Raw genomic sequence first — 22007 nt, 5'->3', positions numbered from 1 at the left:
ACCCGATGTATCGCACTGTCCGTCGAATGGACGCAGCCGTCCGTACCGAACGTCGCCTAGCGTTTGTTCGTGATCAACCATCCGGCCGGTCCCCCCGCTCAGCCGGGGCTCGACCTCGACGACGGCACCCCGCCCCGGCCCGGGCGGAGCCTGACCCCGCTGCCCGCGCGCCGTCGCTCCCGGCTGCGCGCCCGCCCCCGGCTCGCCCGGCTCGCCGTCCTGCTGGCCGCATTCGTCTGCGCGGCCTGCGGACTCGTCTACGAGCTCGAACTCGTCGCGCTCGGCAGCTACCTGCTCGGGGACTCGGTCACCCAGACCTCCGTCGTGCTCTCCGTCATGGTGTTCGCGATGGGTCTGGGCTCGCTGCTCGCCAAGCGCCTCACCAGCCGCCCGGCCACCGCCTTCGCCCTGGTCGAGTGCGCGCTCGCGCTCACCGGCGGGCTCTCCGTCCTCGCGCTGTACTCCTGCTGGGCCTGGATCGGCCGCTACCAGGCCGCGATGGTCGGCCTGACCTGCCTGATCGGCATCCTGATCGGCGCCGAGATCCCGCTGCTCATGACGCTCGTCCAGCGGATCCGCCGGGAGGACGCCGGGCGGGCCGCAGCCGACCTCTTCGCCGCCGACTACGTGGGCGCGCTGATCGGCGGGCTGGCCTTCCCGTTCCTGATCCTGCCCGCCTTCGGCCCGGGCACCGGCGCGCTGGTCACCGGCGCGGTCAACGCCGTCGCCGGGGCCGCCGTGGTGCTGTGGCTGTTCCGCGAGGAGCCGGCGCCGCGGGTCCGCAGGCTGCTCTGGGGCTGCTGCGGGCTGGTGCTGGCCCTGCTCGCCGCGGCCGCCGGCTGGTCCGACGCCGTCGAGCGGGCCGCCCGCAGCGCCCTCTACGGCGCGCAGATCCGCTTCGCCACCCACAGCCGGCTCCAGGAGATCGTGCTCACCGGCCCCGCCGAGGGCCCGCTCCGGCTCTACCTGGACGGCCGGCTCGCGGTCTGCGGCCCCGACGAGTACCGGGGCAGCGAGGCGCTCGTCCACCCCGCGATGGCGGCCGGGCCGGACGCCCGGGTCCTGCTGCTCGGCGGCGGCGACGGGCTCGCCCTGCGCGAGGTGCTCCGGCACCGCGGGGTCCGCTCCGTCCTGGTGGTCGACGCCGACGCGGCACTCACCCGGCTGGCCCGGACCGACCCCGGCCTGGCCGCGCTCGCCGACCGCTCGCTGGACGACCCGCGGGTCCGGACCGCCGAGGCCGACCCGCTGGAGTGGCTGCGCAGCGTCCGCCCGACCGACCGCAGCTTCGACGTCGTCCTGGCCGACCTGCCCGCCCCCGCCGAGGCCGGCACGGTGAAGTTCCACTCGCAGGAGTTCTACGGCCTCGCCACCAGGCTGCTCGCCCCCGGCGGGCGGCTCGCCGTCCGGGCCGGCGACGAGCACAAGGGCCTCTGGCAGGTCGAGTCCGGCCTGCGGGCGGTCGGCCTGCGGACCGTCCCGTACGCCGTCCGGGGCGGCGCCGCGGCGAGCTGCCGGCCCGGACCGGACGACGGCGGGGACAGCCAGGCCTTCCTGCTCGCGGCAGCCGCCCAACCGCCGCTCGGCCTCGCCCAGGACGCCCCGCCGCCCCGTGCCCTCACCGCCGACGACCTGCGCGCCGCCGCCTCCCGGCTCACCGCCCTGCGACCGGCCCGCCCGCCCGCCGCCCTCACCCTCCTCGGGCCCCGCTGAGGCGGCCGGGGCCCGCGCGGCGTCCCCGTCCGGCCGCCGACGCGGCCGCGCGGGGACGCCGGCACAACAGGTAGGGGCCACAGCGGGGACCACCGGGGGTTCGGTCGGTAGGCTCCGTGACATGGAGCATGAGGTTGTCGTCCCGATGCCGGCCGAGCTGGTCCGGCAGGCCCTGCAGGATCCGGCTCTGCTGGCCCGGTGCGTGCCCGGGCTGAGCACCGAGCCCGCCGCCGTCGGCAGCGGCCCCGCCGAGGAGATCGGCGGGCGGCTGAAGCTGCGGATCGGCGCCTCCACCATCACCTACCGCGGCGTGCTGTCACTGATCGAGGGCCGCGAGGGCGTGCTCACCGTGTTCGCCGAGGGCCAGGAGGCACGCGGCACCGGCGAGGCCACCGCGACGCTCCGGGTCAGCGTCGCCGACGGCGCCGCGGAGGGCACCGCGGTGGTCCGCTTCACCGGCGACCTCAGCGCCACCGGGCGGCTCACCGAGTTCGACGAGGAGACCCTCGCCACGACCGGCCGGCGCCTGCTGGACCGCTTCGTCGCCTCCCTCGCCTCCCCGAACGCGGACGCGGACGTGGACCTCGACGGGGACCCGGAGCCGGAGGAGACCGAGGAGCCGGCGGAGGCGGGCGCGGAGACGGGCGCCGAGACGGCCTCGAACGCCGCCGCGGAGGCCGCCGAGGCCCCGGCCGACGAGGTGGCCGCCGAGGTGGCCGACGACACCGAGGACGCCCCCGAGGACGACACCAAGGACGCCACCGGGGACAGCGAGGACGCCGACGACGTCGAGGAGCCCGGCGCCACCGTGGTCTTCCTGGAGGACCGCCAGGACGAGCCCGGGGACGACCTGGACGACGACCTCTCCGACCTGATCGCCTTCTCCGACGCCGATGCCGAGCGCTTCGGCCTCCCCACCGGCGACCGCAGCGACCGCGACGAGGACGCCGCGGACAGCCCCGCCGCCGAGGCCGAGGAGCAGATCCCCGCCGAGCTGCCCTTCGAGTACGAGCAGGAGCCGGTGCTCAGCGGCCCCGTCCGCCGCAGCATCGTCGGCCGGTCCGCCGAGGAGGTGGACCACGCCCCGCCGCGCGGCCGGTACGCCCCCGCCCTGCCGGCCCGCAGCGCCCGTGCCCGCGCGGCGTCCCGCTGGGGCGGCGAGGCCGGTGGCATCGTGGTGCCGGGCCCGGGCGGCCGCAGCACCGTGCCGTGGATGATCGGTGGCGGCGTGGCGCTGATCGGCGGCGCCGTGGTGCTGGTGAGAGCCCTGCGTCGCCGCTAGCCGGACCGTCAGGGCCTAGACTGAACGCTCATGAGCAACGACCGCGACGCCCTGCTGGCACAGATCAAGGACAAGGCCGTCGTGCACGGCAAGGTCACCCTTTCCTCCGGCAAGGAGGCCGACTACTACGTCGACCTGCGCCGGATCACGCTGGACGGCCAGGCCGCCCCGCTGGTGGGCCGGGTGATGCTGGACGCGACCTCCCACCTGGAGTACGACGCCGTGGGCGGTCTGACCCTCGGTGCCGACCCGGTGGCCTCCGCCATGCTGCACGCCGCCGCCGCGCGCGGCCGGGAGCTGGACGCCTTCGTGGTCCGCAAGGCGGGCAAGGCGCACGGCCTCCAGCGCCGGATCGAGGGCCCGGACGTCAAGGGCCGCCGGGTGCTGGCCGTCGAGGACACCTCCACCACCGGCGGCTCGGTGCTGACCGCCGTCGAGGCGCTGCGCGAGGCGGGCGCCGAGGTGGTCGGCGTCGCGGTGATCGTGGAGCGCGGCGGCGCGGCCGCCGTCGAGGCGACCGGACTGCCCTACGTGACCGCGTACAACCTGGACGACCTGGGGCTCTGAGCCCGTAGCGGCTCCGCACCACGCACGAACGGCCGGGGCCGGGTGCTGTTCCACGTGGAACAGCACCCGGCCCCGGCCGTTCGTCGTCAGGTCGGCCCGGCAGGACCGGCCCGGCAGGACCGGCTCAGCAGGACCGGCTCAGCAGGACCGGCTCAGCAGGACCGGCCCGGCAGGACCGGCTCAGCCGCGGCGGTGACGCCCGCCGGCGGACTGGACCTCCTCGGCCTCCGCGGCCTCCGCCCCGCCCGCCTTCTTCTTCCGGCGCTCGCGCACCACCTCGATCAGGATCGGCGAGACCGAGAGCAGCACGATCAGCAGCACCGCCGGGATCAGGTACTTGTCGATCACCGGGGCGAGCGCGTCACCGAAGAAGTAGCCGATCAGCAGCATCGACTCGGTCCAGAGCACACCGCCGATCACGTTCCACAGGAAGAACGTCCGGGCCGGCATCTCCAGGGTGCCCGCGACCGGGTTCAGGAAGGTGCGAACGATCGGCATGAAGCGGGCCAGCACGACGGCCTTGCCCGGTCCGAACTTGTTGAAGTACTCCTCGGCCTTCATCACGTATTCGCGGCGGAAGATCTTCGACTCGGGCTTGTCGAACATCTTCGGCCCGACCTTCACCCCGATCAGGTGCCCGAGCTGGGCCCCGGCGATCGCGGCGACGGGGGCCCCGATGAGCAGCGCCGCGATCGGGAGCTTCGTCCCCTCGCCGAGCACCGACGAGGCGGCGTTCGAGGCGGCGACGCCGGCGATGATCAGCAGCGAGTCACCCGGGAAGAAGAATCCGACCAGGAGGCCGGTCTCCGCGAAGATGATCGCGATCAGCCCGATGGCGCCGACGGACGAGATCAGTGATTTGGCGTCGAGGAGATTGACGGCCAGCTGGTTGTAGTCCACGGCCGCAGGATAGCGGGCCCGTCTTTACCAGAGCTTCGCCCCCGGGGGCGAAGCCTCCTCATCCTTTCGTCGCACCCGGCGCCCCGGGGGCCCGCCGGGTGCGGCGTCCCGACTGGCGGGCCACATGCTGACCGGGAAGCACAAGTCTGGGAGGATGGCACGGGCGTCCGGGCCGCGGTCGCAACCACCCTCATTGTCGTGCCGCGGTGGCCGCCTCGAACCTTGGTACCAGGGAGCCGCACCGCAGTGCCGCGCTCCGGCCTCCCCCGGTACCGCGGAGTCGTACCGAAGGCGTACACAGCGTCGGACAGCACCGTCCGTACGCCGCAACCCGACAGGAGCGCATCGCATGCCCATCGCAACTCCCGAGGTCTACAACGAGATGCTTGACCGGGCCAAGGCGGGCAAGTTCGCCTACCCGGCCATCAACGTGACCTCGTCGCAGACCCTGCACGCCGCGCTGCGCGGCTTCGCCGAGGCCGAGAGCGACGGCATCATCCAGATCTCGACCGGTGGTGCGGAGTTCCTGGGCGGCCAGCACAACAAGGACATGGTCACCGGCGCCGTGGCGCTGGCCGAGTTCGCGCACATCGTCGCCGCCAAGTACGACATCACCGTCGCGCTGCACACCGACCACTGCCCCAAGGACAAGCTGGACGGCTACGTCCGCCCGCTGCTGGCGGTCTCCGCCGAGCGCGTCGCCAAGGGCCAGAACCCGCTGTTCCAGTCGCACATGTGGGACGGCTCGGCCGAGACCCTGAACGACAACCTGGCCATCGCCGAGGAGCTGCTGGCCCAGGCCGTCGCCGCCAAGATCATCCTTGAGGTCGAGATCACCCCGACCGGCGGCGAGGAGGACGGTGTCACGCACGAGATCAACGACGAGCTGTACACCACCGTCAACGACGCCGTCCGCACCGCCGAGGCCCTGGGCCTGGGCGACAAGGGCCGCTACCTGCTGGCCGCCTCGTTCGGCAACGTGCACGGCGTCTACAAGCCGGGCAACGTCGTCCTGAAGCCGGAGCTGCTCCGCGAGCTGCAGGACGCGATCGGCAAGCAGTACGGCAAGACCGACCCGTTCGACTTCGTCTTCCACGGCGGCTCGGGCTCCACCGCCGAGGAGATCGCCACCGCGCTGGAGAACGGCGTCGTGAAGATGAACCTCGACACCGACACCCAGTACGCCTTCACCCGTCCGGTCGTGGACCACATGTTCCGCAACTACGACGGCGTGCTGAAGGTCGACGGCGAGGTCGGCAAGAAGAACACCTACGACCCGCGCACCTGGGGCAAGCTGGCCGAGGCCGGCATGGCCGCCCGCGTACTGGAGGCCGCCCAGCAGCTGCGCTCGGCCGGCAACCGCCTGAAGTAGGCACCCGCCCGCACGGGCAGGGTCTGCCGTCATGCCCCTCAGTGGTTCACTGGGGGGCATGACCATTCACCAGAACCTCCTCGGGGGCCCCGCCCCGACGCATCTGCCCGCCGAGCCCGGTCCGCTGGAGCTGCTGGCCGGCGGCGCCTCCCCGGCCGAGGTCGCGGCGAAGTTCCCGACCTCCTCGCTGGCCTGGGCCCAGCTCGCCGACGACGCCTACGCCGCCGGCCGCACCGTCGAGTCCTACGCGTACGCCCGCACCGGGTACCACCGCGGGCTGGACGCGCTGCGGCGGGCCGGCTGGAAGGGCCACGGCCCGGTGCCGTGGGAGCACGAGCCGAACCGCGGCTTCCTGCGAGCCCTGCACGCGCTCGGCCGGGCCGCGGGCGCGATCGAGGAGAAGGAGGAGGCGGAGCGCTGCACGCAGTTCCTCCGGGACAGCTCGCCGACCGCCGCCGCCACCCTGGGCTGACCGGGCCCGGACCCACGGACCGTCCGCCCCGAGCCGACTCCGGGCCGCCCGGCCCGGCCCCGCCGCCCCCGCTCCGTCCGTCCGGACGGCCGGGGGCGGCCCCCGTTCGCCCTGCATACCCGGTATGTGGACATGCACCCGGCCGCCGTGCCAGGGTGTCCGGGCGAGGGGGACGCACAGAACAGGCTCAGAACATCCGCGGCCCCGTTACGGTCCGACAGGAAGCCTCACTGTGTCCGCAGCCCGATCCGATCAGCGCGGCTCCCGCGCGCGCAGCTCCGCCCGCTCCGGAGCCGGCGGCTCCCGGGCCGCCGCCCCCCGGGCACGCGGTGAGCGGGCCGGGAGCGGCCGGCGGACGGGCGGCAGCCGGCGGCGCCGGCCGCCCCGCGGACTCGGGCCCGGGATGATCGCCGCCCTGGTGGCGGCCGTGGCGATACTGGGCGGCACGCTCTTCGTCCTGAACCGGCCCGACGCCCTGCCCGGTGCCGGGCCGAGCGCCCAGGGCCGGCTCGCCCCCTCGGAGGGCGGCACCCCCGCGGCACCCGGCCCCGCTCCGACGAAGGCCCCGACGCAGGCCCCCGCGCAGGCCCCCGCCCCGACACCCGCCCGGACGGCCGAGCCGACCCCCACCCCGCCGGCGCCGCCCGCGCCGGAGCCGAGCGCCCCCGGGCCGACCGCCCCCGACCCGGGCCCCAGCAAGGGCCCGGGCACCTTCACGATCGCCCCCGGCCAGGCCGCAGCGATCGGCCGGGGCACCGTCCGCCGCTACCGGGTGGAGGTCGAGGACGGCATCGGCATCGATCCGGCGGGCGCCGCCGCACAGGTGCAGCGCATCCTCGGCGACAAGCGGGGCTGGACCAACGACAACAAGAACGGCTTCCAGCTGGTGTCGGGCGGCGCGTACGACTTCACCGTGAAGATCGCCTCCCCCGCCACCGTGGACCGGCTCTGCGGTGCGGCCGGCCTGGACACCCACGGCGAGGTGAACTGCAACGTCGGCAACCAGGTCCTGGTCAACGCCAAACGCTGGAACACCGGTTCACCGCAGTTCAGCGGTCCGATCGACGAGTACCGGGCCCTGATCGTCAATCACGAGGTCGGTCACCGGATCGGGCACGGGCACGAGACCTGCCCCGGCAAGGGCAAGCCCGCGCCCGCGATGATGCAGCAGATCTACGGCCTCAAGGGCTGCGAGCCCAACGCCTGGCCGTATACGGCGGAGGGCAGTTACGTCGGTGGCCCCTCCGTGCCGTAGCAACGGGCGCCGTAGGCTGACCGGATGACAACCGACCGTAAGACGGCACTCGCCCTGCTGGCCTCGACCGGACTGCTGCTCGGTACGGCCGCCTGCTCGTCCAGCGGCTCCGACGCCCCGGCCGGCACCGCGAAGCTCTCCTACGCCGAGCTCAAGTCGACGGTGAAGGGCCTCGGTTCGGCACCTTCCTGCCCGTTCGGCCTCGACCTCGCCGCGGCGCTGAAGGCCAGTGGGATCGAACGCAGCGTCACCCCGGCCGGCGCCCGGGCCGAGGTCGTACCGGGCCAGGAAGCCCGGCCGCTCCCGCCCGGGGTGGTCCCGACCCCGTCGGCGGCCTCGATCCCGGCCATGCCGGAGAGCGTCCAGGCGTGGTGCTCCTACACCGCCGGCACCACCCCGGTGGAGCTCGGCGTGATCGCCGCTCCGGCGGAGAAGGTCGCCGTCGGCCTGGCCCTGCCGTACATCCAGGCGGCCGGCCGGCTCACCACCGACCAGCTGTTCACGGTGTCCGCCGAACAGCCCGCGCCCGGTGCGAGCGGGGTCACCCCCGGCGACGCCTCGGTCGGCATCGCACGGCTGCCGGTCACGGACCACGGCGACCTCACCCTGCTGGTCAGCCAGGGCACCTCGGCGGACACCGTGGACAAGGCGCTCACCGGGGAGGCCCTCAAGCGGCTGACCGAGAAGCTCGCCGCCCAGCTGCACTCCTGACGGTCAGCCCAGCAGCGGCAGGTACTCCCGCAGGTCGCTCCGCTCGCCACTGGCCGAGACCCTCGCGGCGTCCAGCGCGTCCGCCCAGCCCGTCCGGCCGGTGGCGAGCCGGATCCAGGTCAGCGGGTCGGTCTCGACCACGTTCGGCGGAGTGCCCCGGGTGTGCTTCGGCCCCTCCACCGCCTGCACCACCGCGTACGGCGGCACCCGCAGCTCCACCGAGCCGCCGGGCGCGCGGTGGGCCAGCGCGTCGGCGAGCAGCCGGGTGACGGCGGCCACCGCCTGCCGGTCGTGCGGGAAGGCCGGCAGGCCCACCGCCTCGGCCAGGTCGTCGGCGTGCACGACCGTCTCGGCGAGCCTGGTCACCAGCATGTCGGTGAGCAGCATCGAGCCGAGCCGGATCTCGAACCGCCGGCCCGGGGCGGCCGTGCCGGGGTCGGCCAGAGCCGTGATCAGCCCGTCCGCGGCCCGCCCGAAGGCCTCCGCCACCGAGGCCGGGCTCCCGCCGAACCCGCCCGCCGCCTGCTGCCGGGCCTGTTCGGCGAGCAGCGGCGCGACCGTGCCGACCCGGTCGACCCACTGCAGCAGCGCCAGCGGCGGCCGGCCCTCCAGCGGGTCGTCGAGGTGGGCCGGCACCCAGTCGATCTGGACGGCGAGGTGCGCGATCAGCTCGCGCACCGTCCACTGCCCCAGCCGGGTGGGCCGGGCGAGCAGGTCTGCGGCGTCCGGGCGGGCGCAGAGCTCCCGGACGGTGTCGCGCAGCGCGGCGGTCTGCGCCGCCAGCGCGGCACTGACCTTCGGATGCTGGTACGTACGGGACTTGGCGGGCATGGGCCCCAACATACGCCGGGGGGCGGACGGTTCCGTAGAACCGTCCGCCCCCCGGGTCGATCGCCGGGTGCCGGCCGATCAGGCGAGCAGAGCCTCGATGACGCCGGTGTGGGCGTCCTTCAGCTCGGCCAGCGAGACGGTGAACTGGCCCTGGACGTCCAGGACATCGCCGTCGACCACACCGATGCGGGTGGCCGGCAGGCCACGCGCGGTGCACATGTCGTTGAACCGGAGCTCCTCGCTGCGCGGCACCGCGACGACCGCGCGACCCGCCGACTCGGAGAACAGGAACACGAACGGGTCCTGGCCCTCGGGCACGATGATCCGCGCGCCGTGGCCGCCCTTGAGGCAGCTCTCCACCAGCGCCTGGCCCAGGCCGCCGTCGGAGAGGTCGTGCGCGGCGTCGATCATGCCGTCGCGCGAGGCGGCGATCAGGATGTCGCCGAGCAGCTTCTCGCGGTCCAGGTCGACCTTGGGCGGCAGACCGCCCAGGTGCTCGTGGACCACCTGCGACCAGGCCGAACCGCCGAGCTCGTCCGCGGTGTCACCGAGCAGGTAGAGCAGCTGCCCCTCCTCGGCGAAGGCGGACGGGGTGCGCCGGGTGACGTCGTCGATGACGCCGAGCACCGCGACCACGGGGGTCGGGTGGATGGCCGTCTCGCCGGTCTGGTTGTACAGCGAGACGTTGCCGCCGGTGACCGGGGTGCCGAGCACCAGGCAGGCGTCGGCCAGACCGCGGGTCGCCTCGGCGAACTGCCACATCACGTCCGGGTCCTCGGGGGAGCCGAAGTTGAGGCAGTCGGAGATGGCGAGCGGCTTGGCACCGCCGGCCGCGACGTTGCGGTACGCCTCGGCGAGGGCCAGCTGGGCACCGGTGTACGGGTCCAGCTTGGTGTAGCGGCCGTTGCCGTCGGTGGCGACCGAGACGCCGAGGTTGGTCTCCTCGTCGATCCGGATCATGCCCGAGTCCTCGCCGACCGAGAGCACGGTGTTGCCGAGCACGTAGCGGTCGTACTGGTCGGTGATCCAGGACTTGGAGGCCTGGTTCGGCGAGCCGGCGACCTTCAGCAGGTCCGCCTTGAGGCCCTCGCCGGTGGTCGGGCGGGCCAGCCGCTCGCCGGTCGGGGCGTCGGCCTGCAGCGCGTCCTGCCAGCTCGGGCGGGCGAACGGGCGGTGGTAGGTCGGGCCCTCGTGGGCGACGGTGCGCGGCGGCACGTCGACGACGAGCTCGCCGTGCCAGAAGATCTCCAGCCGCTCGCCGTCGGTCACCTCACCGATGACGGTGGCGATGACGTCCCACTTCTCGCAGATCTCCAGGAAGCGGTCGACCTTGTCGGGCTCGACGATGGCGCACATGCGCTCCTGCGACTCGCTCATGAGGATCTCCTCGGGCGAGAGCGTGTTGTCGCGCAGCGGCACGGTGTCCAGCTCGACCCGCATGCCGCCGGAGCCGGCCGAGGCCAGCTCGGAGGTGGCGCAGGAGAGACCGGCACCGCCGAGGTCCTGGATGCCCTTGACGAGCTTCTCGCGGAAGATCTCCAGGGTGCACTCGATGAGGAGCTTCTCCTGGAACGGGTCGCCGACCTGGACGGCCGGGCGCTTGGCCGGGCCGGTGGCGTCGAAGGTCTCGGAGGCGAGCACCGAGACACCGCCGATGCCGTCGCCGCCGGTGCGGGCCCCGTACAGGATGACCTTGTTGCCGGCGCCGGAGGCCTGCGCGAGGTGAATGTCCTCGTGCTTCATGACGCCCACGCAGAGCGCGTTGACCAGCGGGTTGCCCTGGTAGCAGGAGTCGAAGACGACCTCGCCGCCGATGTTCGGCAGGCCCAGGCAGTTGCCGTAGCCGCCGATGCCCGCGACGATCCCGGGCAGCACGCGCCGGGTGTCGGGGTGGTCGGCCGCACCGAAGCGCAGCGGGTCCATCACGGCGACCGGGCGGGCGCCCATCGCCAGGATGTCGCGCACGATGCCGCCGATGCCGGTGGCCGCGCCCTGGTAGGGCTCGATGTACGACGGGTGGTTGTGCGACTCGACCTTGAAGGTGACCGCGTAACCCTGGCCGACGTCGACCACACCGGCGTTCTCACCGATGCCGACGAGCATCGCGTCGCTCTGCGGCTTCTTCTCGCTGAACTGCTTCAGGTGGACCTTGGAGCTCTTGTACGAGCAGTGCTCCGACCACATGACGGAGTACATCGCGAGCTCGGCGCCGGTCGGACGGCGGCCGAGGATCTCGCGGATCCGCGTGTACTCGTCCTCCTTGAGGCCGAGCTCGGCCCAGGGCTGGCCGGCGTCCGGGGTCTGCTCGGCGTTCTTGACGGTGTCGAGGCTCATCAGGCGTTCACCAGCTGCTTCAGTACGGAAGTGAAGAAGCCCAGGCCCTCGGTGCTCGGACCGGTGAGCGGCTCCACGGCGTGCTCCGGGTGCGGCATCAGACCGACGACATTGCCCGCGGCGTTGGTGATGCCGGCGATGTCGCGGTACGAACCGTTGGGGTTCACATCCACGTAGCGGGCGACGATGCGGCCCTCCGCCTCCAGCGCGTCGAGGACGTGCTCGTCGGCGACGAAGCGGCCCTCACCGTTCTTCAGCGGGACGACGATTTCCTGGCCGGCCGAGTAATCCCGGGTCCAGGCGGTGCCGTTGTTCTCGATGCGCAGCTTCTGGTCGCGGCAGACGAAGTGCAGCGAGTCGTTGCGGGTGAGCGCACCGGGCAGCAGGTGCGATTCGCAGAGCACCTGGAAGCCGTTGCAGATACCGAGAACCGGCATTCCGAGCTTCGCCTGCTCGATGATGGTGTCCATCACCGGGGAGAAGCGGGAGATCGCGCCGCAGCGCAGATAGTCGCCGTAACTGAATCCGCCCGGCAGGACGACCGCGTCGACCTGGTGGAGATCCTTGTCACGGTGCCAGAGGGCGACCGGCTCCGCGCCGGCCAGGCGGACCGCGCGCTGGGCGTCACGGTCGTCGAGCGAGCCGGGGAAAGTGACAACGCCGACGCGGGTGGTCACTTGGCATCTCCGACGACGGAGGAGGAGGGGACCACTGTCACGGTCTCCTCGATGCGGACGGTGAAGTCCTCGATGACGGTGTTGGCGAGAAAGGTCTCGGCGGCTTCGCGGATACGGGCGAGCGCGGCGTCGTCGACCGGGCCCTCCAGCTCCAGCTCGAAGCGCTTGCCCTGGCGGACGTCGGCGATCCCGGTGAATCCGAGACGGGGCAGTGCGCGCTGCACCGCCTGTCCCTGGGGGTCGAGGATCTCCGGCTTGAGCATGACGTCGACTACGACGCGTGCCACTGGCACTCCCGGTGGTGTCTTCGTGAGGCGGGGGAACTCCAGACTACCGGGGGTTTCGGGCGGGATTGCTGGCCGGGGCGGGCGACGCGCGTAGACCCGAGACCCTTACGCGGCAAGGGTTCCGGGCCGCCGGCCCACCCCGGCCGACGGCACATTTCCGCGGATTCGGCCCACGGAACGAGAACGGCCGAAGAGCACCCGAATACCGGCACTCCGGGACAGATCGGCCCACCGGGTCCTCCGGTATCCCGTACTCCGGCGAAGACACGTGAATATCCGGAAAAGAAAGCCGGACTCTTCGATTTCTACCCGCTTCGGGTGCAGAATAGGGCCACCTGCCGCGGCAAGTGCTGCGTATCCGGCACGCCATCAGGCCTGCCCGTATGCGCTTGCGCGGATGGTGCACATCAGGCCACGGGAGCGCACCCCGCGCCCTTCGGCCGAATTGCCCGAGAGGATTGACACCCATGGCTCAGCGTGTAGTCGTCACGCTCTCCGACGACCTGGACGGCGGCGCCGCCGCGGAAACCGTCCACTTCGGCGTCGACGGGAAGTCCTACGAGATCGACCTGTCCCTGGACAACGCGGAAAAGCTGCGGGAGGCCCTCGCGCCGTTCGTCGCGGCCGGCCGCCGCCAGAGCCGTACCGGAAAGTCCTTCCGCCGCACCGCGCTCACCCCGGACCCGGCCGCCGTACGGGCCTGGGCCCAGTCGCGCGGCATGGAGCTGCCCGCCCGGGGCCGCATCCCCAAGCACGTCTACGAGGCGTTCGCCGAGGCGAACTGACCCTCCCGGGACCCGGTCGTCCCACCTGCCCCGAAAGGGTGGGGCGACCACCCCGAGCGATGGGGTAGAGTAATCCTCGTCGCCGCAACGGAGAGATCCGAAGAGGCGGCCGGTGCCCCACCAGGCACCGTGCGGACGTGGCTCAGTTGGTAGAGCATCACCTTGCCAAGGTGAGGGTCGCGAGTTCGAATCTCGTCGTCCGCTCGCAGTGCGCGAGCACAGCACAACTCAATATCTTGTCCTGCGGACGTGGCTCAGTTGGTAGAGCATCACCTTGCCAAGGTGAGGGTCGCGAGTTCGAATCTCGTCGTCCGCTCCAGAGTACGAAGGGCCCTCTCGGTAGAGAGGGCCCTTCGGCGTTTCCCGGGCGCATTTCCGCCCGGTCCGGCCGGCCCGGCGCGATGACATTTGTCACCGCCGACCCGTGTCGGCGCACCGCGTTCTCATGACGGCGCGCACTGCCCGCGGAACCCCGGCCGCGAAAGGCTCGGGGCATGGAAACGAGCCAGCCCCTCGCCCCGAGCGAGCCCGTGATCGAGGTCACCGGCCTCCACCGCCACTACGGCACCGGCACCGCGGGCTACCACGCGGTCCGCGGCGTCGACCTCACCGTCGGTCGCGGCGAGCTGTTCGCGCTGCTCGGCACCAACGGCGCCGGCAAGACCTCCACGATGGAGCTGATCGAGGGCCTCGCCGCCCCGACCGGCGGCGAGGTCCGGGTGCTCGGCCACGACCCGTACCGCGAGCGGGCCGCCGTCCGCCCCCGGATCGGCATCATGCTCCAGGAGGGCGGCTTCCCCGGTGACCTCACCGTCGCCGAGACCGGCCGCAGCTGGGCCGGCACGACCAGCGGCGCCCGCCCGGTGGACGAGGCGCTGGAGCTGGTCGGCCTGGCCACCCGCCGCGACGTCCGGGTCAAGCAGCTCTCCGGCGGCGAGCGCCGCCGGCTCGACCTCGCGATGGCCCTGCTCGGCCGGCCCGAGGTGCTCTTCCTCGACGAGCCCAGCACCGGTCTCGACCCGGAGGCCCGCGCCGCCGTCTGGCGCCTGGTCCGCGAGCTCCGCGCCCAGGGCACCACCGTGCTCCTCACCACGCACTACCTGGAGGAGGCCGAGGAGCTGGCCGACCGGCTGGCCATCCTGCACGGCGGCCGGGTCGTCACCACCGGCACCGTCGCCGAGGTGATCGCCGGGCGCCCCTCCCGGATCAGCTTCGAACTCCCCGAGTTCAGCGGGACGTCGCTGCCGCCGCTCGCCGGGGCCCGGCTGGTCGCGGACGGCCGGCGGATCACCGTCCAGACCCCGCGGCTCCAGGACACCCTCACCGAGCTGCTCGACTGGGCCGCCCGGCACCGCATCGCCCTCGGCTCCCTGGACGCCCGCAGCGCCTCGCTGGAGGAGGCCTTCCTGGCCATCGCCTCCGAGGCCGCCCACGAGCCCCCGGCCGACACCCCCGCCGCCCCCGCCGCCCGCCGCCGCCTGATCGGACTCGCCCGATGACCACCACCACCGCCACCTCGTCCGGCACCGGCCCGCAGAGCACCGTGGCCCGCCGGCTGCTGGCCCTCGGCCGGGCCGAGGGCACCCTGCTGCTGCGCAACCGGACCGCCTTGTTCACCGCCCTGCTGCTGCCGCTGCTGCTGGTCGCCGGGCTGAAGAACGTGCTCGACCAGCAGGCCGCGGACCACCCCGGACTCGACGTCGACTCGCTGCTGGTCAACGGCTCCCTCGGGATGGTGCTGGCCTTCGTCGTCTACTACAACCTGACCGCCGCCTACGTGGCCCGCCGCGGTGAGCTGGTGCTCAAGCGGCTGCGCACCGGCGAGGCCCGCGACATCGAGATCCTGGCCGGCACCGCGGTGCCCTCGGTGGGGCTGGCCCTGCTGATGTGCACGGTGATCGGCGTCGTCGGCGCCTCCGCGCTGCACCTGACCGCGCCGGTCAACCCGCTGCTGATGGCCGCCGGACTGGTCCTGACCGTCGGCACCCTGATGGCGCTGGCCGCCCTCTCCAGCGCGTTCACCAGGACGGTCGAGAGCGCCGGCATCACCACCATGCCGGTCCTGCTGCTCACCCAGTTCGGCTCCGGCCTGTTCGTCCCGCTGGAGGTCATGCCCGACCGGGTCGCCGACGTCTGCCGCCTGCTGCCCACCACCCCGGCCTTCCAGCTGATCCGCCTCGGCTGGTTCGGCACCGACGGCTCGGCCGCCGCCACCGGCTTCGCCGGCACCTGGGCCACCGCCGCCCCGCACCTGGTCACCGGCTCCGTCTGGCTGGCCCTGGCGGCCTGGGGCGCCCTCCGGTACTTCCGGTGGGAGCCGCGCCGCTGAGCGGCCCCCACCGGGCACCGGAGGCCCGGAACGGAGGGGCCCGGGGCCGCGGGACGGCGCCCCGGTCCGCCTCTGGTAGGAAGGCAGCAGCACGATCATGGTCGGACGGGGGGCGGAACAGGTGGGCGTCGTGAATCCGGTGCGCAAGTGGCGGGGCTTCAGCAAGCCCGAGCGCTCCGAGCTCTACCTCCGCTGGTCGCTCTACCTGATGGCGCTCGCCCCGCTGCCCGCCACCCTGCTGACCGCCCTCTCCGACCCGGAGGCCCGACGCTTCCCCGCCGCCGCCCGGGTCTCCCTGGTCGTCGGCCTCGCCCTGGTCCTGGTCACCCTCCGCGCCTACCGCACCTCGCTGGACCACTACCTGAAGCGGCCCGCCGACCACCCGCGCTGGCTCCTGGCCACCGGGGCGCTCGTGGTGGGCGGCTGCTGGGCCGTCCTGCTGATCGGCCCCGGGGCCGCCGACAGCCCGGACGGCGTGCCGTTCACCGCCGCCGTCGCCGCCACCATGCTCTTCTCCGGCTTCGGCCCGGCCGCCGTGGGGCTGCCGGCCCGCCGGGCGGCCGTGGCCGGGCTCGCCGCGCTGCTGGCCGTCGCCCCGGCGGCCCTGCTGGCCGGCATGGACGTGGCCACCACCAGCGGGATGGTGGTGTCCACCGCGGTCGTCATGACCTTCATCGGCTGCAGCTGCCGCAGCTTCGCCTGGCTCCAGTCGGTGGTCTGGGAGCTGGACGCGGCCCGCGAGGCGCAGTCCCGGCTGGCCGTCGCCGAGGAGCGGCTGCGGTTCTCCCGCGACCTGCACGACGTGATGGGCCGCAACCTCACCACCATCGCGCTCAAGAGCGAGCTGGCCGTCCAGCTGGCCCGGCGCGGCCGCCCGGAGGCCGCCGAGCAGATGGCCGAGGTGCAGAAGATCGCCCAGGAGTCGCAGCGCGAAGTCCGGGACGTGATCCGCGGCTACCGCACGGCGGACCTGCACGCCGAGGTGATCGGCGCCCGCGCGGTGCTCCGCGCGGCCGACGTGGCCTGCGAGATCGACCTCGGCGAGCACGCCCACGAGCTGTCGGCCCCGGTCCAGTCGGTGCTCGGCTGGGTGATCCGCGAGGCGACCACCAACGTGCTGCGGCACAGCGAGGCGGGCCACTGCTCGATCCGGCTCCGCCGGGAGCACGACCGGACCGTGCTGGAGCTGGAGAATGACGGGGTGCCGGCCGTCCCGATCCCCTCCCGGGGGAGCGGCACCGGGCTGCGCGGCCTGCGCGAGCGGCTCGCCGCCCACGACGGCGAGCTGACCCTCCCGGACGCCGGGCCGGGCAGCTTCCGGCTCCTCGCCAGCGTCCCGATCTGACCCCGCTCCCCCGGAAGGCCCCACCGATGACCGACCGCGCGCCCGTCCGCGTCCTGCTCGCCGACGACGAGCACCTGATCCGGGGCGCGCTGGCCGCGCTGCTCTCGCTGGAGGACGACATCACGGTGGTCGCCCAGGCCGCCTCCGGCCCGGAGGCGGTGGCGATGGCCCAGGCGCACCGGCCGGACATCGCGGTGCTGGACCTCCAGATGCCCGGGCTGGACGGCATCGAGGTGGCCACCGAGCTGCGCCGGCTGCTGCCGGACTGCCGGTGCATGATCGTCACCGGCCACGGTCGCCCCGGCTACCTGAAGCAGGCCCTGGAGACCGGGGTGCGCGGCTTCCTGCCGAAGACGGTCTCGGCGGCGGACCTCGCCGGGATCATCCGCACCGTCAGGGCCGGCGGGCGGTACGTCGACCCGGAGCTGGCGGCGGACGCGATCAGCGCGGGCGAGACGCCGCTGACCCCGCGCGAGACGGACGTGCTGGAGCTGGCCGCCGACGGCACCTCGATCGCGGAGATCGCCGAACGGGCGTCGCTCTCGCAGGGCACCGTCCGCAACTACCTCTCCTCGGCGGCCGGCAAGCTCGGCGCCGAGAACCGCCACGCGGCGGTGCGGATCGCCCGCGAGCACGGCTGGATCTGAGACCCGGCCGCGCCCGCGGGCACCCGGCGGGCTCAGGCCCAGGTGGTACCGGTGAGCAGCTCGTACACCTCGATGTACTTGGCACGGGTCTGCTCGACGATCCCGGCCGGCAGCTCCGGCGGCGGCTGCTCGCTGTGGCGGTCCCAGCCGGACGCCGGGGAGACCAGCCAGTCCCGGATGAGCTGCTTGTCGAAGGACGGCTGCGAGCGGCCGGGCTGCCACTGGTCGGCCGGCCAGAAGCGGGAGGAGTCGGGGGTGAGCACCTCGTCGCCGATCACCAGGGCGCCGTCGAGCAGGCCGAACTCGAACTTGGTGTCGGCCAGGATGATGCCGCGCTCGCGGGCGATGTCCCGGGCCCGGGCGTAGACGTCCAGGGTGGTGCGGCGCAGCTGGTTGGCGAGCTCGGCGCCGATCCGGCGGGCGGTCTCCTCGTAGGAGACGTTCTCGTCGTGCTCACCGACCTCGGCCTTGAGCGCGGGGGTGTAGATCGGGGCGGGCAGCTCGGAGCTGTTCTCCAGGCCCTCCGGCAGGGCGATGCCGCAGACCGTGCGGTCGGCCTCGTACTCGGTCAGCCCGGAGCCCGCCAGGTAGCCGCGGGCCACGCACTCGACCGGGATCATCTCCAGGCTGCGGCAGACCAGGGTGCGGCCCTTCCAGTCGGCGGGGGCGCCGGCCGGGAGCTCGGTGGAGATGACGTGGTTGGGCACGATGTCGGCGATCCGGTCGAACCACCACAGCGAGAGCTGGGTGAGGACGCGGCCCTTGTCGGGGATCTCGTTGGGCAGCACCCAGTCGTGCGCCGACATGCGGTCGCTCGCGACCATCACGAGGTCGCCCGACTCGGCGCGGTAGAGATCGCGCACCTTGCCGGTGTGCAGGTGGACCAGGCCGGGCACCTGGACCGGCTCGGGCTTGGTGACAAATCCGCTCAAGGTCGTCTCAGTCCTCAGGGGTCGTTCGCGGGCGTGGGGCGCGAAAGGGGAGGTCAGCGGATCCGAGTCTGTCATGGCCGCCCGCGCGGGCCCGCCCCAGGGACGTTCAGCCGTTCTTGCAGAGCCGGTCCAGCAGGTTGGCGGTGGCCCGCTGGATCCGCTCGTCGGTGAGGCCCGGGCGGTCCAGGGCGGGCGACCAGGCGAAGGTGCCGGCGGCGAAGACGTAGGCGCCGCTCGGTGCGCGGTAGAGCGAAGTCTCCTGGTAGCGGGTGCGGCCGGCGAGGTCGAGGTAGGGCGAGTGCGCGAGCAGCACCCGCTCGGAGTGCTCGGGCAGCGCCACCTTGGGGTAGTAGCGGTCGGCCTCGCCGGCCACCAGCCCGGGCAGTTCGTCGCCCTCCTGGACCCCGGTGCCGTCCCAGAGCCAGTGCGAGGTGTGCCGGGCGACCAGCGGGACGGGCGCGGAGACCCGGCCCGAGTACTGGAGGCCGAGCAGGTGCTGCTCGGGCTCGCCGGCGTCCCGCCACAGGGCGCTGGCGGCGCCGGGCGCCCCGGTGGCCGGGCTGCCCGGCGGGACCTTCTGCCGCTTGCGGCAGTTGAGCAGCCGGTTGGGCTCGCCGGAGGGGGCCGCGCTGAGCTCGACCCGCCAGTACATGGTGTTGGCGGAGAGGAAGACCAGCGAGGTGCCGCCGTCGCGGGCCCGCTCGGCGGCCCGGCGCATCGGCTCGGACCAGTACTCGTCGTGGCCGGGGAAGACCAGCGCCTTGTGCCGGGCCGGGTCGACCAGGCCGGCGTGCAGGTCGGTGGCGGTGGCGTAGGAGAGGTCGTAGCCGTACCGCTCGGCCCAGCGGATGAAGTCGTAGGCGTGGCCGACGTGCAGCGGCAGCCCGGCGGTGGCGTGCGGGCGGTCGAAGGAGACGGTGACGGCCGCCTCCGGCTCGCCCGCCAGCCGGCCCCGGTCGTCCCAGGCGTGGTAGAGGCTGGCGCCGCTGCGGCCGTCCTCGGGGAACAGGTTGTACGCCTGCCAGGTCACGTCCGGGAGCACCAGCAGCAGTTCGGCGGCGTGCGCCCGGTCCTCGAAGTCCCGCACGGTGAACGGGATGTGGCTGCGGTCGAGCGTGTCACCGGTGGTCAGCACGGCGACGTAGGCGCCGGGCTGCCAGTGGGCGGGGACCTGCAGCCGCCAGGAGTGCCACCAGTGGTGGCAGGAGACCGTTCGGCCGGCCACCAGCGGGGCGGGCTGGGCCAGTCCGGCGATCAGCGGGCTGGAGGTCATGTGGTGGGCGCCGTCGCCGCCGTAGTGGCCGATCCGGTAGACGTCGACGGTGAACTCCCGGGGCGGGTTGACGGTGACCCGGAAGTCCACCGCACCGCCCGGGCGGACGATGCCGGCCGAGGCGAAGCCCTTGATCTGCTGCACCACGTCGTTGGCACCCTGCGGGGTGCCGACCGGGGGCTTGGGCCGGGCTCCCCCGGCCAGCGGCTGCTGACCGGGCGCGTCCACCGAGACGTACCAGGGGACGGTGCCCTCGGCACCCGCGAGGTACTGGTCGGGGCTGCGCAGCCAGGGCAGCGGGCCCTGGCCGAAGGGGTCGGAGACGCTGTAGGCGTGCGTCCCGGACTCCCAGCGGCGGTTGAGTTCCGTCCCCACGCGCCCCTCCCACAGATGCACCCTCGCCGGGCGGCATGTGCCTCCCGGATGTGCGTGCGGTCCAATACACCACAGAGTGCTGGCGCTGCGTCACCCAACGGTAGCAACTAGTGGCGGTGAATCCTCCGGTCGGCCCGGGCCGGGCCTCCGGCCTGCGACGACCCACCGCCCCCGGCCGGGCCGGGGGCGCGAGCGCGGGCACCGAGCGCCCTCCCGGTCAGAGCCGGACCGGCTTCTCCAGCCTGACCTCGGCGGCGTCCAGCCAGGCCCGCAGCGGGCCGTCCTGGCCCTGCTCCACGGCCTGGGAGACCGGGCCGGCCAGATCGGTCCGGCGGACGCCTCCCATCAGCAGCACCGGGCCGTCCAGCCAGTCCAGGCCCGGGGTGGCACCGGCGGTGTCCACGGCCGCGCAGCAGACCATCGCGGTCACGTGGTCGACCAGCAGGTCGCGCCCGGTGCGGACGGGTTCGAGCAGCGACGCGGGGGCCGTGGTACCGGCCGGCCGGGCGGTCAGGGCCGCGGCCAGCCGCTCGCCGTCGCCCTCGGCGAGCCGGACCAGCAGCCGGGTGAGGGTCGGGGCACCGGGGCGGGCCTGCGGGGCGGCGCCGTCCAGGGCGGACTGCAGGGCGGCGGCCCGGGCCCGCCAACCGGCGTCCACCACCTCGGCCGGGTAGTCGGCCCAGTCCAGCTCGCGCCAGCCGCCCGAGGCGGGCCGGCCGAAGAACAGCTCGGCGGCGAGCAGCGAGACCGCCGCGTCCACCGCACCGGGCTCCTCCAGCAGGTCGCAGGCGGGGCGGTCGCCGAGCCGGCTGCCGTAGCCGTCCGCCAGCCGGTCGCGGCGGGACAGCTCGGTGAGCGCGGCGACCACGCCGGCGTTGAGGTGCGCCGGGTGCCGGCCGAGCCGCCAGGCGGGCAGCGCGACCCGGGTGAGCAGCCGGTCCCAGCCGGCGTAGGCCAGGCCGACCTGCTCCTGGGCGGCGATCCGCAGGCCGTAGTCGACCGACCGGGCCTGCTCGGAGGCCCAGCCGGCGACGGCCCGCTCCAGCTCGGCGGAGTGCCCGCGGCAGGCGCCCAGCAGGCGGCGGGTGATCCGGTCGGTCAGCCCGGCCGGACCACGCCGGACGGGCGGCGGCGCGGCCGGTCCGCCGGGCAGGCCGGGTGCGGCCTCCAGGCTGGCGTCCAGGCTGCGCAGGAACCGGCGGGCGGCGGCGATGTCCGGGTCGGCGGCGGCCGCGGTGCCGGCCACCACCGGGGCGAGCAGGGCGCGCAGCTCGCCGGCGCGCATCCACCAGAGGAACGGCGAGCCGATCACCAGCACCGGCGCGGGCGCCCCGGGCCCGGCGTGCGGAGCGCGGCGGCGGGCCGGGCGGGCCGTCGGGACGTCCTCCAGCCAGCTGTCGCAGTCCGGCGTGAGCGCGATCGCGGACGGCGCGGGGACGTCGAGCCGGTCGGCCAGCTCGTCGATCAGCCGGTACAGCTCGGGGGCCTGTGCCCGCTCCAGCGGGACGGCCGGGGTCTGCGGCGGGACGGCCCGGCGGTACGTCCGGGCGGCCAGGCCGGCCACCGCCAGGGTGGCGGCGGCGACCGCGCAGACCACCCAGCGGACGGCGTCCCAGGCGGCGGCGTCGGAGGCGCCGGGCGCCCCGAGCCGACCGGTCAGCCGGCCGGCGAGCAGCACCACCGCGACGGCGGCGGGCAGCGCGGCGGCGGCCAGGGCGAGACCACGGACCCGCAGGACCGCCTGGGCATGAGCGCGCGCGGTGTCGACAGCGGCCATACGGTGCGGCACCCCCTTCGGAGCCCTCGGGCGCCCGGTGACGGGCCCTGAGCCGACTCGAAACGATCAGTTCCGACCGGGAACCGGTGATGTCCGATACCCGGTAGTACATGCTGCTTGGCGCTTCTGACAGTTGTGACGCC

The 22007-nt window shown here is 74.0% G+C and carries 20 protein-coding genes and 2 tRNA genes; 14 read left to right on the top strand and 8 right to left on the bottom strand.

Features of this window, described 5'->3' with window-relative positions:
* Positions 1-69: 69 nt before the first annotated feature.
* From OH807_RS21835 to pyrE, 3 genes are all read left to right on the top strand, one after another.
* The gene (locus OH807_RS21835; protein WP_406201463.1) at positions 70-1713 is read left to right on the top strand and encodes a polyamine aminopropyltransferase; all 1644 of its coding nucleotides are present in this window, start codon (positions 70-72) and stop codon (positions 1711-1713) included.
* A gap of 121 nt (positions 1714-1834) precedes the next feature.
* Positions 1835-2995: an SRPBCC domain-containing protein gene (locus OH807_RS21830; protein ID WP_406201461.1), complete on the top strand. Its 1161-nt coding sequence runs from the start codon at positions 1835-1837 to the stop codon at positions 2993-2995.
* Positions 2996-3025: 30 nt separating this feature from the next.
* Positions 3026-3562 carry an orotate phosphoribosyltransferase gene (gene pyrE, locus OH807_RS21825; protein ID WP_406201459.1) on the top strand — a complete coding sequence of 179 codons (537 nt, stop codon included), beginning with the start codon at positions 3026-3028 and terminating at the stop codon, positions 3560-3562.
* Between the two features lie 180 nt (positions 3563-3742).
* On the opposite strand, the gene OH807_RS21820 is transcribed toward pyrE, so the two are convergent.
* Positions 3743-4462, bottom strand: coding sequence for a DedA family protein (locus OH807_RS21820; RefSeq protein WP_406201457.1), 720 nt, complete (start codon positions 4460-4462; stop codon positions 3743-3745).
* A gap of 349 nt (positions 4463-4811) precedes the next feature.
* Here OH807_RS21820 and fbaA point away from each other — a divergent pair, with 349 nt between their 5' ends.
* From fbaA to OH807_RS21800, 4 genes are all read left to right on the top strand, one after another.
* Entirely contained in the window at positions 4812-5834 is a 1023-nt protein-coding gene (gene fbaA, locus OH807_RS21815; RefSeq protein WP_406201455.1) for a class II fructose-bisphosphate aldolase, read from the top strand.
* Between the two features lie 58 nt (positions 5835-5892).
* Positions 5893-6306 (top strand): DUF3151 domain-containing protein, encoded by a 414-nt coding sequence (locus OH807_RS21810; RefSeq protein ID WP_406201452.1) that lies wholly within the window; start codon positions 5893-5895, stop codon positions 6304-6306.
* A 403-nt stretch (positions 6307-6709) separates the two neighbouring features.
* The gene (locus OH807_RS21805) at positions 6710-7561 is read left to right on the top strand and encodes a DUF3152 domain-containing protein (RefSeq protein WP_406201450.1); all 852 of its coding nucleotides are present in this window, start codon (positions 6710-6712) and stop codon (positions 7559-7561) included.
* A gap of 24 nt (positions 7562-7585) precedes the next feature.
* Positions 7586-8272 (top strand): hypothetical protein, encoded by a 687-nt coding sequence (locus tag OH807_RS21800; RefSeq protein ID WP_406201447.1) that lies wholly within the window; start codon positions 7586-7588, stop codon positions 8270-8272.
* A 3-nt stretch (positions 8273-8275) separates the two neighbouring features.
* Here the strand turns inward: OH807_RS21800 and OH807_RS21795 are convergent, their stop codons facing one another.
* From OH807_RS21795 to purS, 4 genes are all read right to left on the bottom strand, one after another.
* Entirely contained in the window at positions 8276-9103 is an 828-nt protein-coding gene (locus OH807_RS21795) for a sterol carrier family protein (protein ID WP_406201444.1), read from the bottom strand.
* 78 nt (positions 9104-9181) lie between these two features.
* Entirely contained in the window at positions 9182-11437 is a 2256-nt protein-coding gene (gene purL / locus OH807_RS21790; protein WP_406201441.1) for a phosphoribosylformylglycinamidine synthase subunit PurL, read from the bottom strand.
* Complete coding sequence (purQ, locus tag OH807_RS21785; RefSeq protein WP_406201438.1) at positions 11437-12114, bottom strand: phosphoribosylformylglycinamidine synthase subunit PurQ; 678 nt, start codon at positions 12112-12114, stop codon at positions 11437-11439. Before purQ ends, purL begins: the two co-directional genes overlap by 1 nt.
* Positions 12111-12407, bottom strand: coding sequence for a phosphoribosylformylglycinamidine synthase subunit PurS (gene purS / locus OH807_RS21780; protein ID WP_406201436.1), 297 nt, complete (start codon positions 12405-12407; stop codon positions 12111-12113). Before purS ends, purQ begins: the two co-directional genes overlap by 4 nt.
* A gap of 461 nt (positions 12408-12868) precedes the next feature.
* Here purS and OH807_RS21775 point away from each other — a divergent pair, with 461 nt between their 5' ends.
* The 7 genes from OH807_RS21775 to OH807_RS21745 all read left to right on the top strand — a co-directional run bounded on the left by OH807_RS21775 (position 12869) and on the right by OH807_RS21745 (position 17507).
* A complete protein-coding gene (locus OH807_RS21775) occupies positions 12869-13186 on the top strand; it encodes an Lsr2 family protein (RefSeq protein ID WP_238860361.1) in 318 nt (105 codons plus the stop codon).
* Positions 13187-13317: 131 nt separating this feature from the next.
* Positions 13318-13390 (top strand) — tRNA-Gly (locus OH807_RS21770).
* A gap of 39 nt (positions 13391-13429) precedes the next feature.
* Positions 13430-13505 (top strand) — tRNA-Gly (locus tag OH807_RS21765).
* 175 nt (positions 13506-13680) lie between these two features.
* Positions 13681-14685, top strand: a complete 1005-nt coding sequence (locus OH807_RS21760) for an ABC transporter ATP-binding protein (RefSeq protein WP_406201433.1) — start codon at positions 13681-13683, stop codon at positions 14683-14685.
* Positions 14682-15515, top strand: coding sequence for an ABC transporter permease (locus OH807_RS21755; protein ID WP_406201430.1), 834 nt, complete (start codon positions 14682-14684; stop codon positions 15513-15515). Before OH807_RS21760 ends, OH807_RS21755 begins: the two co-directional genes overlap by 4 nt.
* Before the next feature lie 130 nt (positions 15516-15645).
* Positions 15646-16860 carry a sensor histidine kinase gene (locus OH807_RS21750; RefSeq protein WP_406201427.1) on the top strand — a complete coding sequence of 405 codons (1215 nt, stop codon included), beginning with the start codon at positions 15646-15648 and terminating at the stop codon, positions 16858-16860.
* Positions 16861-16886: 26 nt separating this feature from the next.
* Positions 16887-17507: a response regulator gene (locus OH807_RS21745; RefSeq protein WP_406201424.1), complete on the top strand. Its 621-nt coding sequence runs from the start codon at positions 16887-16889 to the stop codon at positions 17505-17507.
* A gap of 32 nt (positions 17508-17539) precedes the next feature.
* Here the strand turns inward: OH807_RS21745 and OH807_RS21740 are convergent, their stop codons facing one another.
* The 3 genes from OH807_RS21740 to OH807_RS21730 all read right to left on the bottom strand — a co-directional run bounded on the left by OH807_RS21740 (position 17540) and on the right by OH807_RS21730 (position 21864).
* A complete protein-coding gene (locus OH807_RS21740; protein WP_406201421.1) occupies positions 17540-18439 on the bottom strand; it encodes a phosphoribosylaminoimidazolesuccinocarboxamide synthase in 900 nt (299 codons plus the stop codon).
* 106 nt (positions 18440-18545) lie between these two features.
* Positions 18546-20087: a N,N-dimethylformamidase beta subunit family domain-containing protein gene (locus OH807_RS21735; protein WP_406201419.1), complete on the bottom strand. Its 1542-nt coding sequence runs from the start codon at positions 20085-20087 to the stop codon at positions 18546-18548.
* Between the two features lie 217 nt (positions 20088-20304).
* Positions 20305-21864: a hypothetical protein gene (locus tag OH807_RS21730; protein ID WP_406201416.1), complete on the bottom strand. Its 1560-nt coding sequence runs from the start codon at positions 21862-21864 to the stop codon at positions 20305-20307.
* Between the last annotated feature and the right edge of the window lie 143 nt (positions 21865-22007).

Origin of the sequence: Kitasatospora sp. NBC_01560 (assembly GCF_045208415.1) — a bacterium.
Taxonomy (GTDB): Bacteria; Actinomycetota; Actinomycetes; order Streptomycetales; family Streptomycetaceae; genus Kitasatospora.
The sequence above is the reverse complement of the archived record's forward strand: the minus strand, read 5'-3'. Positions and strand labels throughout refer to the sequence as shown.

What these genes read in the sequence shown, in the direction of transcription:
- OH807_RS21805 (WP_406201450.1), top strand. Translation starts at nt 6,710, where the DNA reads ATGATCGCCGCCCTGGTGGCGGCCGTGGCGATACTGGGCGGCACGCTC.
- fbaA (WP_406201455.1), top strand. Translation starts at nt 4,812, where the DNA reads ATGCCCATCGCAACTCCCGAGGTCTACAACGAGATGCTTGACCGGGCC.
- OH807_RS21745 (WP_406201424.1), top strand. Translation starts at nt 16,887, where the DNA reads ATGACCGACCGCGCGCCCGTCCGCGTCCTGCTCGCCGACGACGAGCAC.
- OH807_RS21810 (WP_406201452.1), top strand. Translation starts at nt 5,893, where the DNA reads ATGACCATTCACCAGAACCTCCTCGGGGGCCCCGCCCCGACGCATCTG.
- OH807_RS21775 (WP_238860361.1), top strand. Translation starts at nt 12,869, where the DNA reads ATGGCTCAGCGTGTAGTCGTCACGCTCTCCGACGACCTGGACGGCGGC.
- OH807_RS21830 (WP_406201461.1), top strand. Translation starts at nt 1,835, where the DNA reads ATGGAGCATGAGGTTGTCGTCCCGATGCCGGCCGAGCTGGTCCGGCAG.
- OH807_RS21760 (WP_406201433.1), top strand. Translation starts at nt 13,681, where the DNA reads ATGGAAACGAGCCAGCCCCTCGCCCCGAGCGAGCCCGTGATCGAGGTC.
- OH807_RS21800 (WP_406201447.1), top strand. Translation starts at nt 7,586, where the DNA reads ATGACAACCGACCGTAAGACGGCACTCGCCCTGCTGGCCTCGACCGGA.
- OH807_RS21755 (WP_406201430.1), top strand. Translation starts at nt 14,682, where the DNA reads ATGACCACCACCACCGCCACCTCGTCCGGCACCGGCCCGCAGAGCACC.
- OH807_RS21795 (WP_406201444.1), bottom strand. Translation starts at nt 9,103, where the DNA reads ATGCCCGCCAAGTCCCGTACGTACCAGCATCCGAAGGTCAGTGCCGCG.
- OH807_RS21730 (WP_406201416.1), bottom strand. Translation starts at nt 21,864, where the DNA reads ATGGCCGCTGTCGACACCGCGCGCGCTCATGCCCAGGCGGTCCTGCGG.
- purL (WP_406201441.1), bottom strand. Translation starts at nt 11,437, where the DNA reads ATGAGCCTCGACACCGTCAAGAACGCCGAGCAGACCCCGGACGCCGGC.
- pyrE (WP_406201459.1), top strand. Translation starts at nt 3,026, where the DNA reads ATGAGCAACGACCGCGACGCCCTGCTGGCACAGATCAAGGACAAGGCC.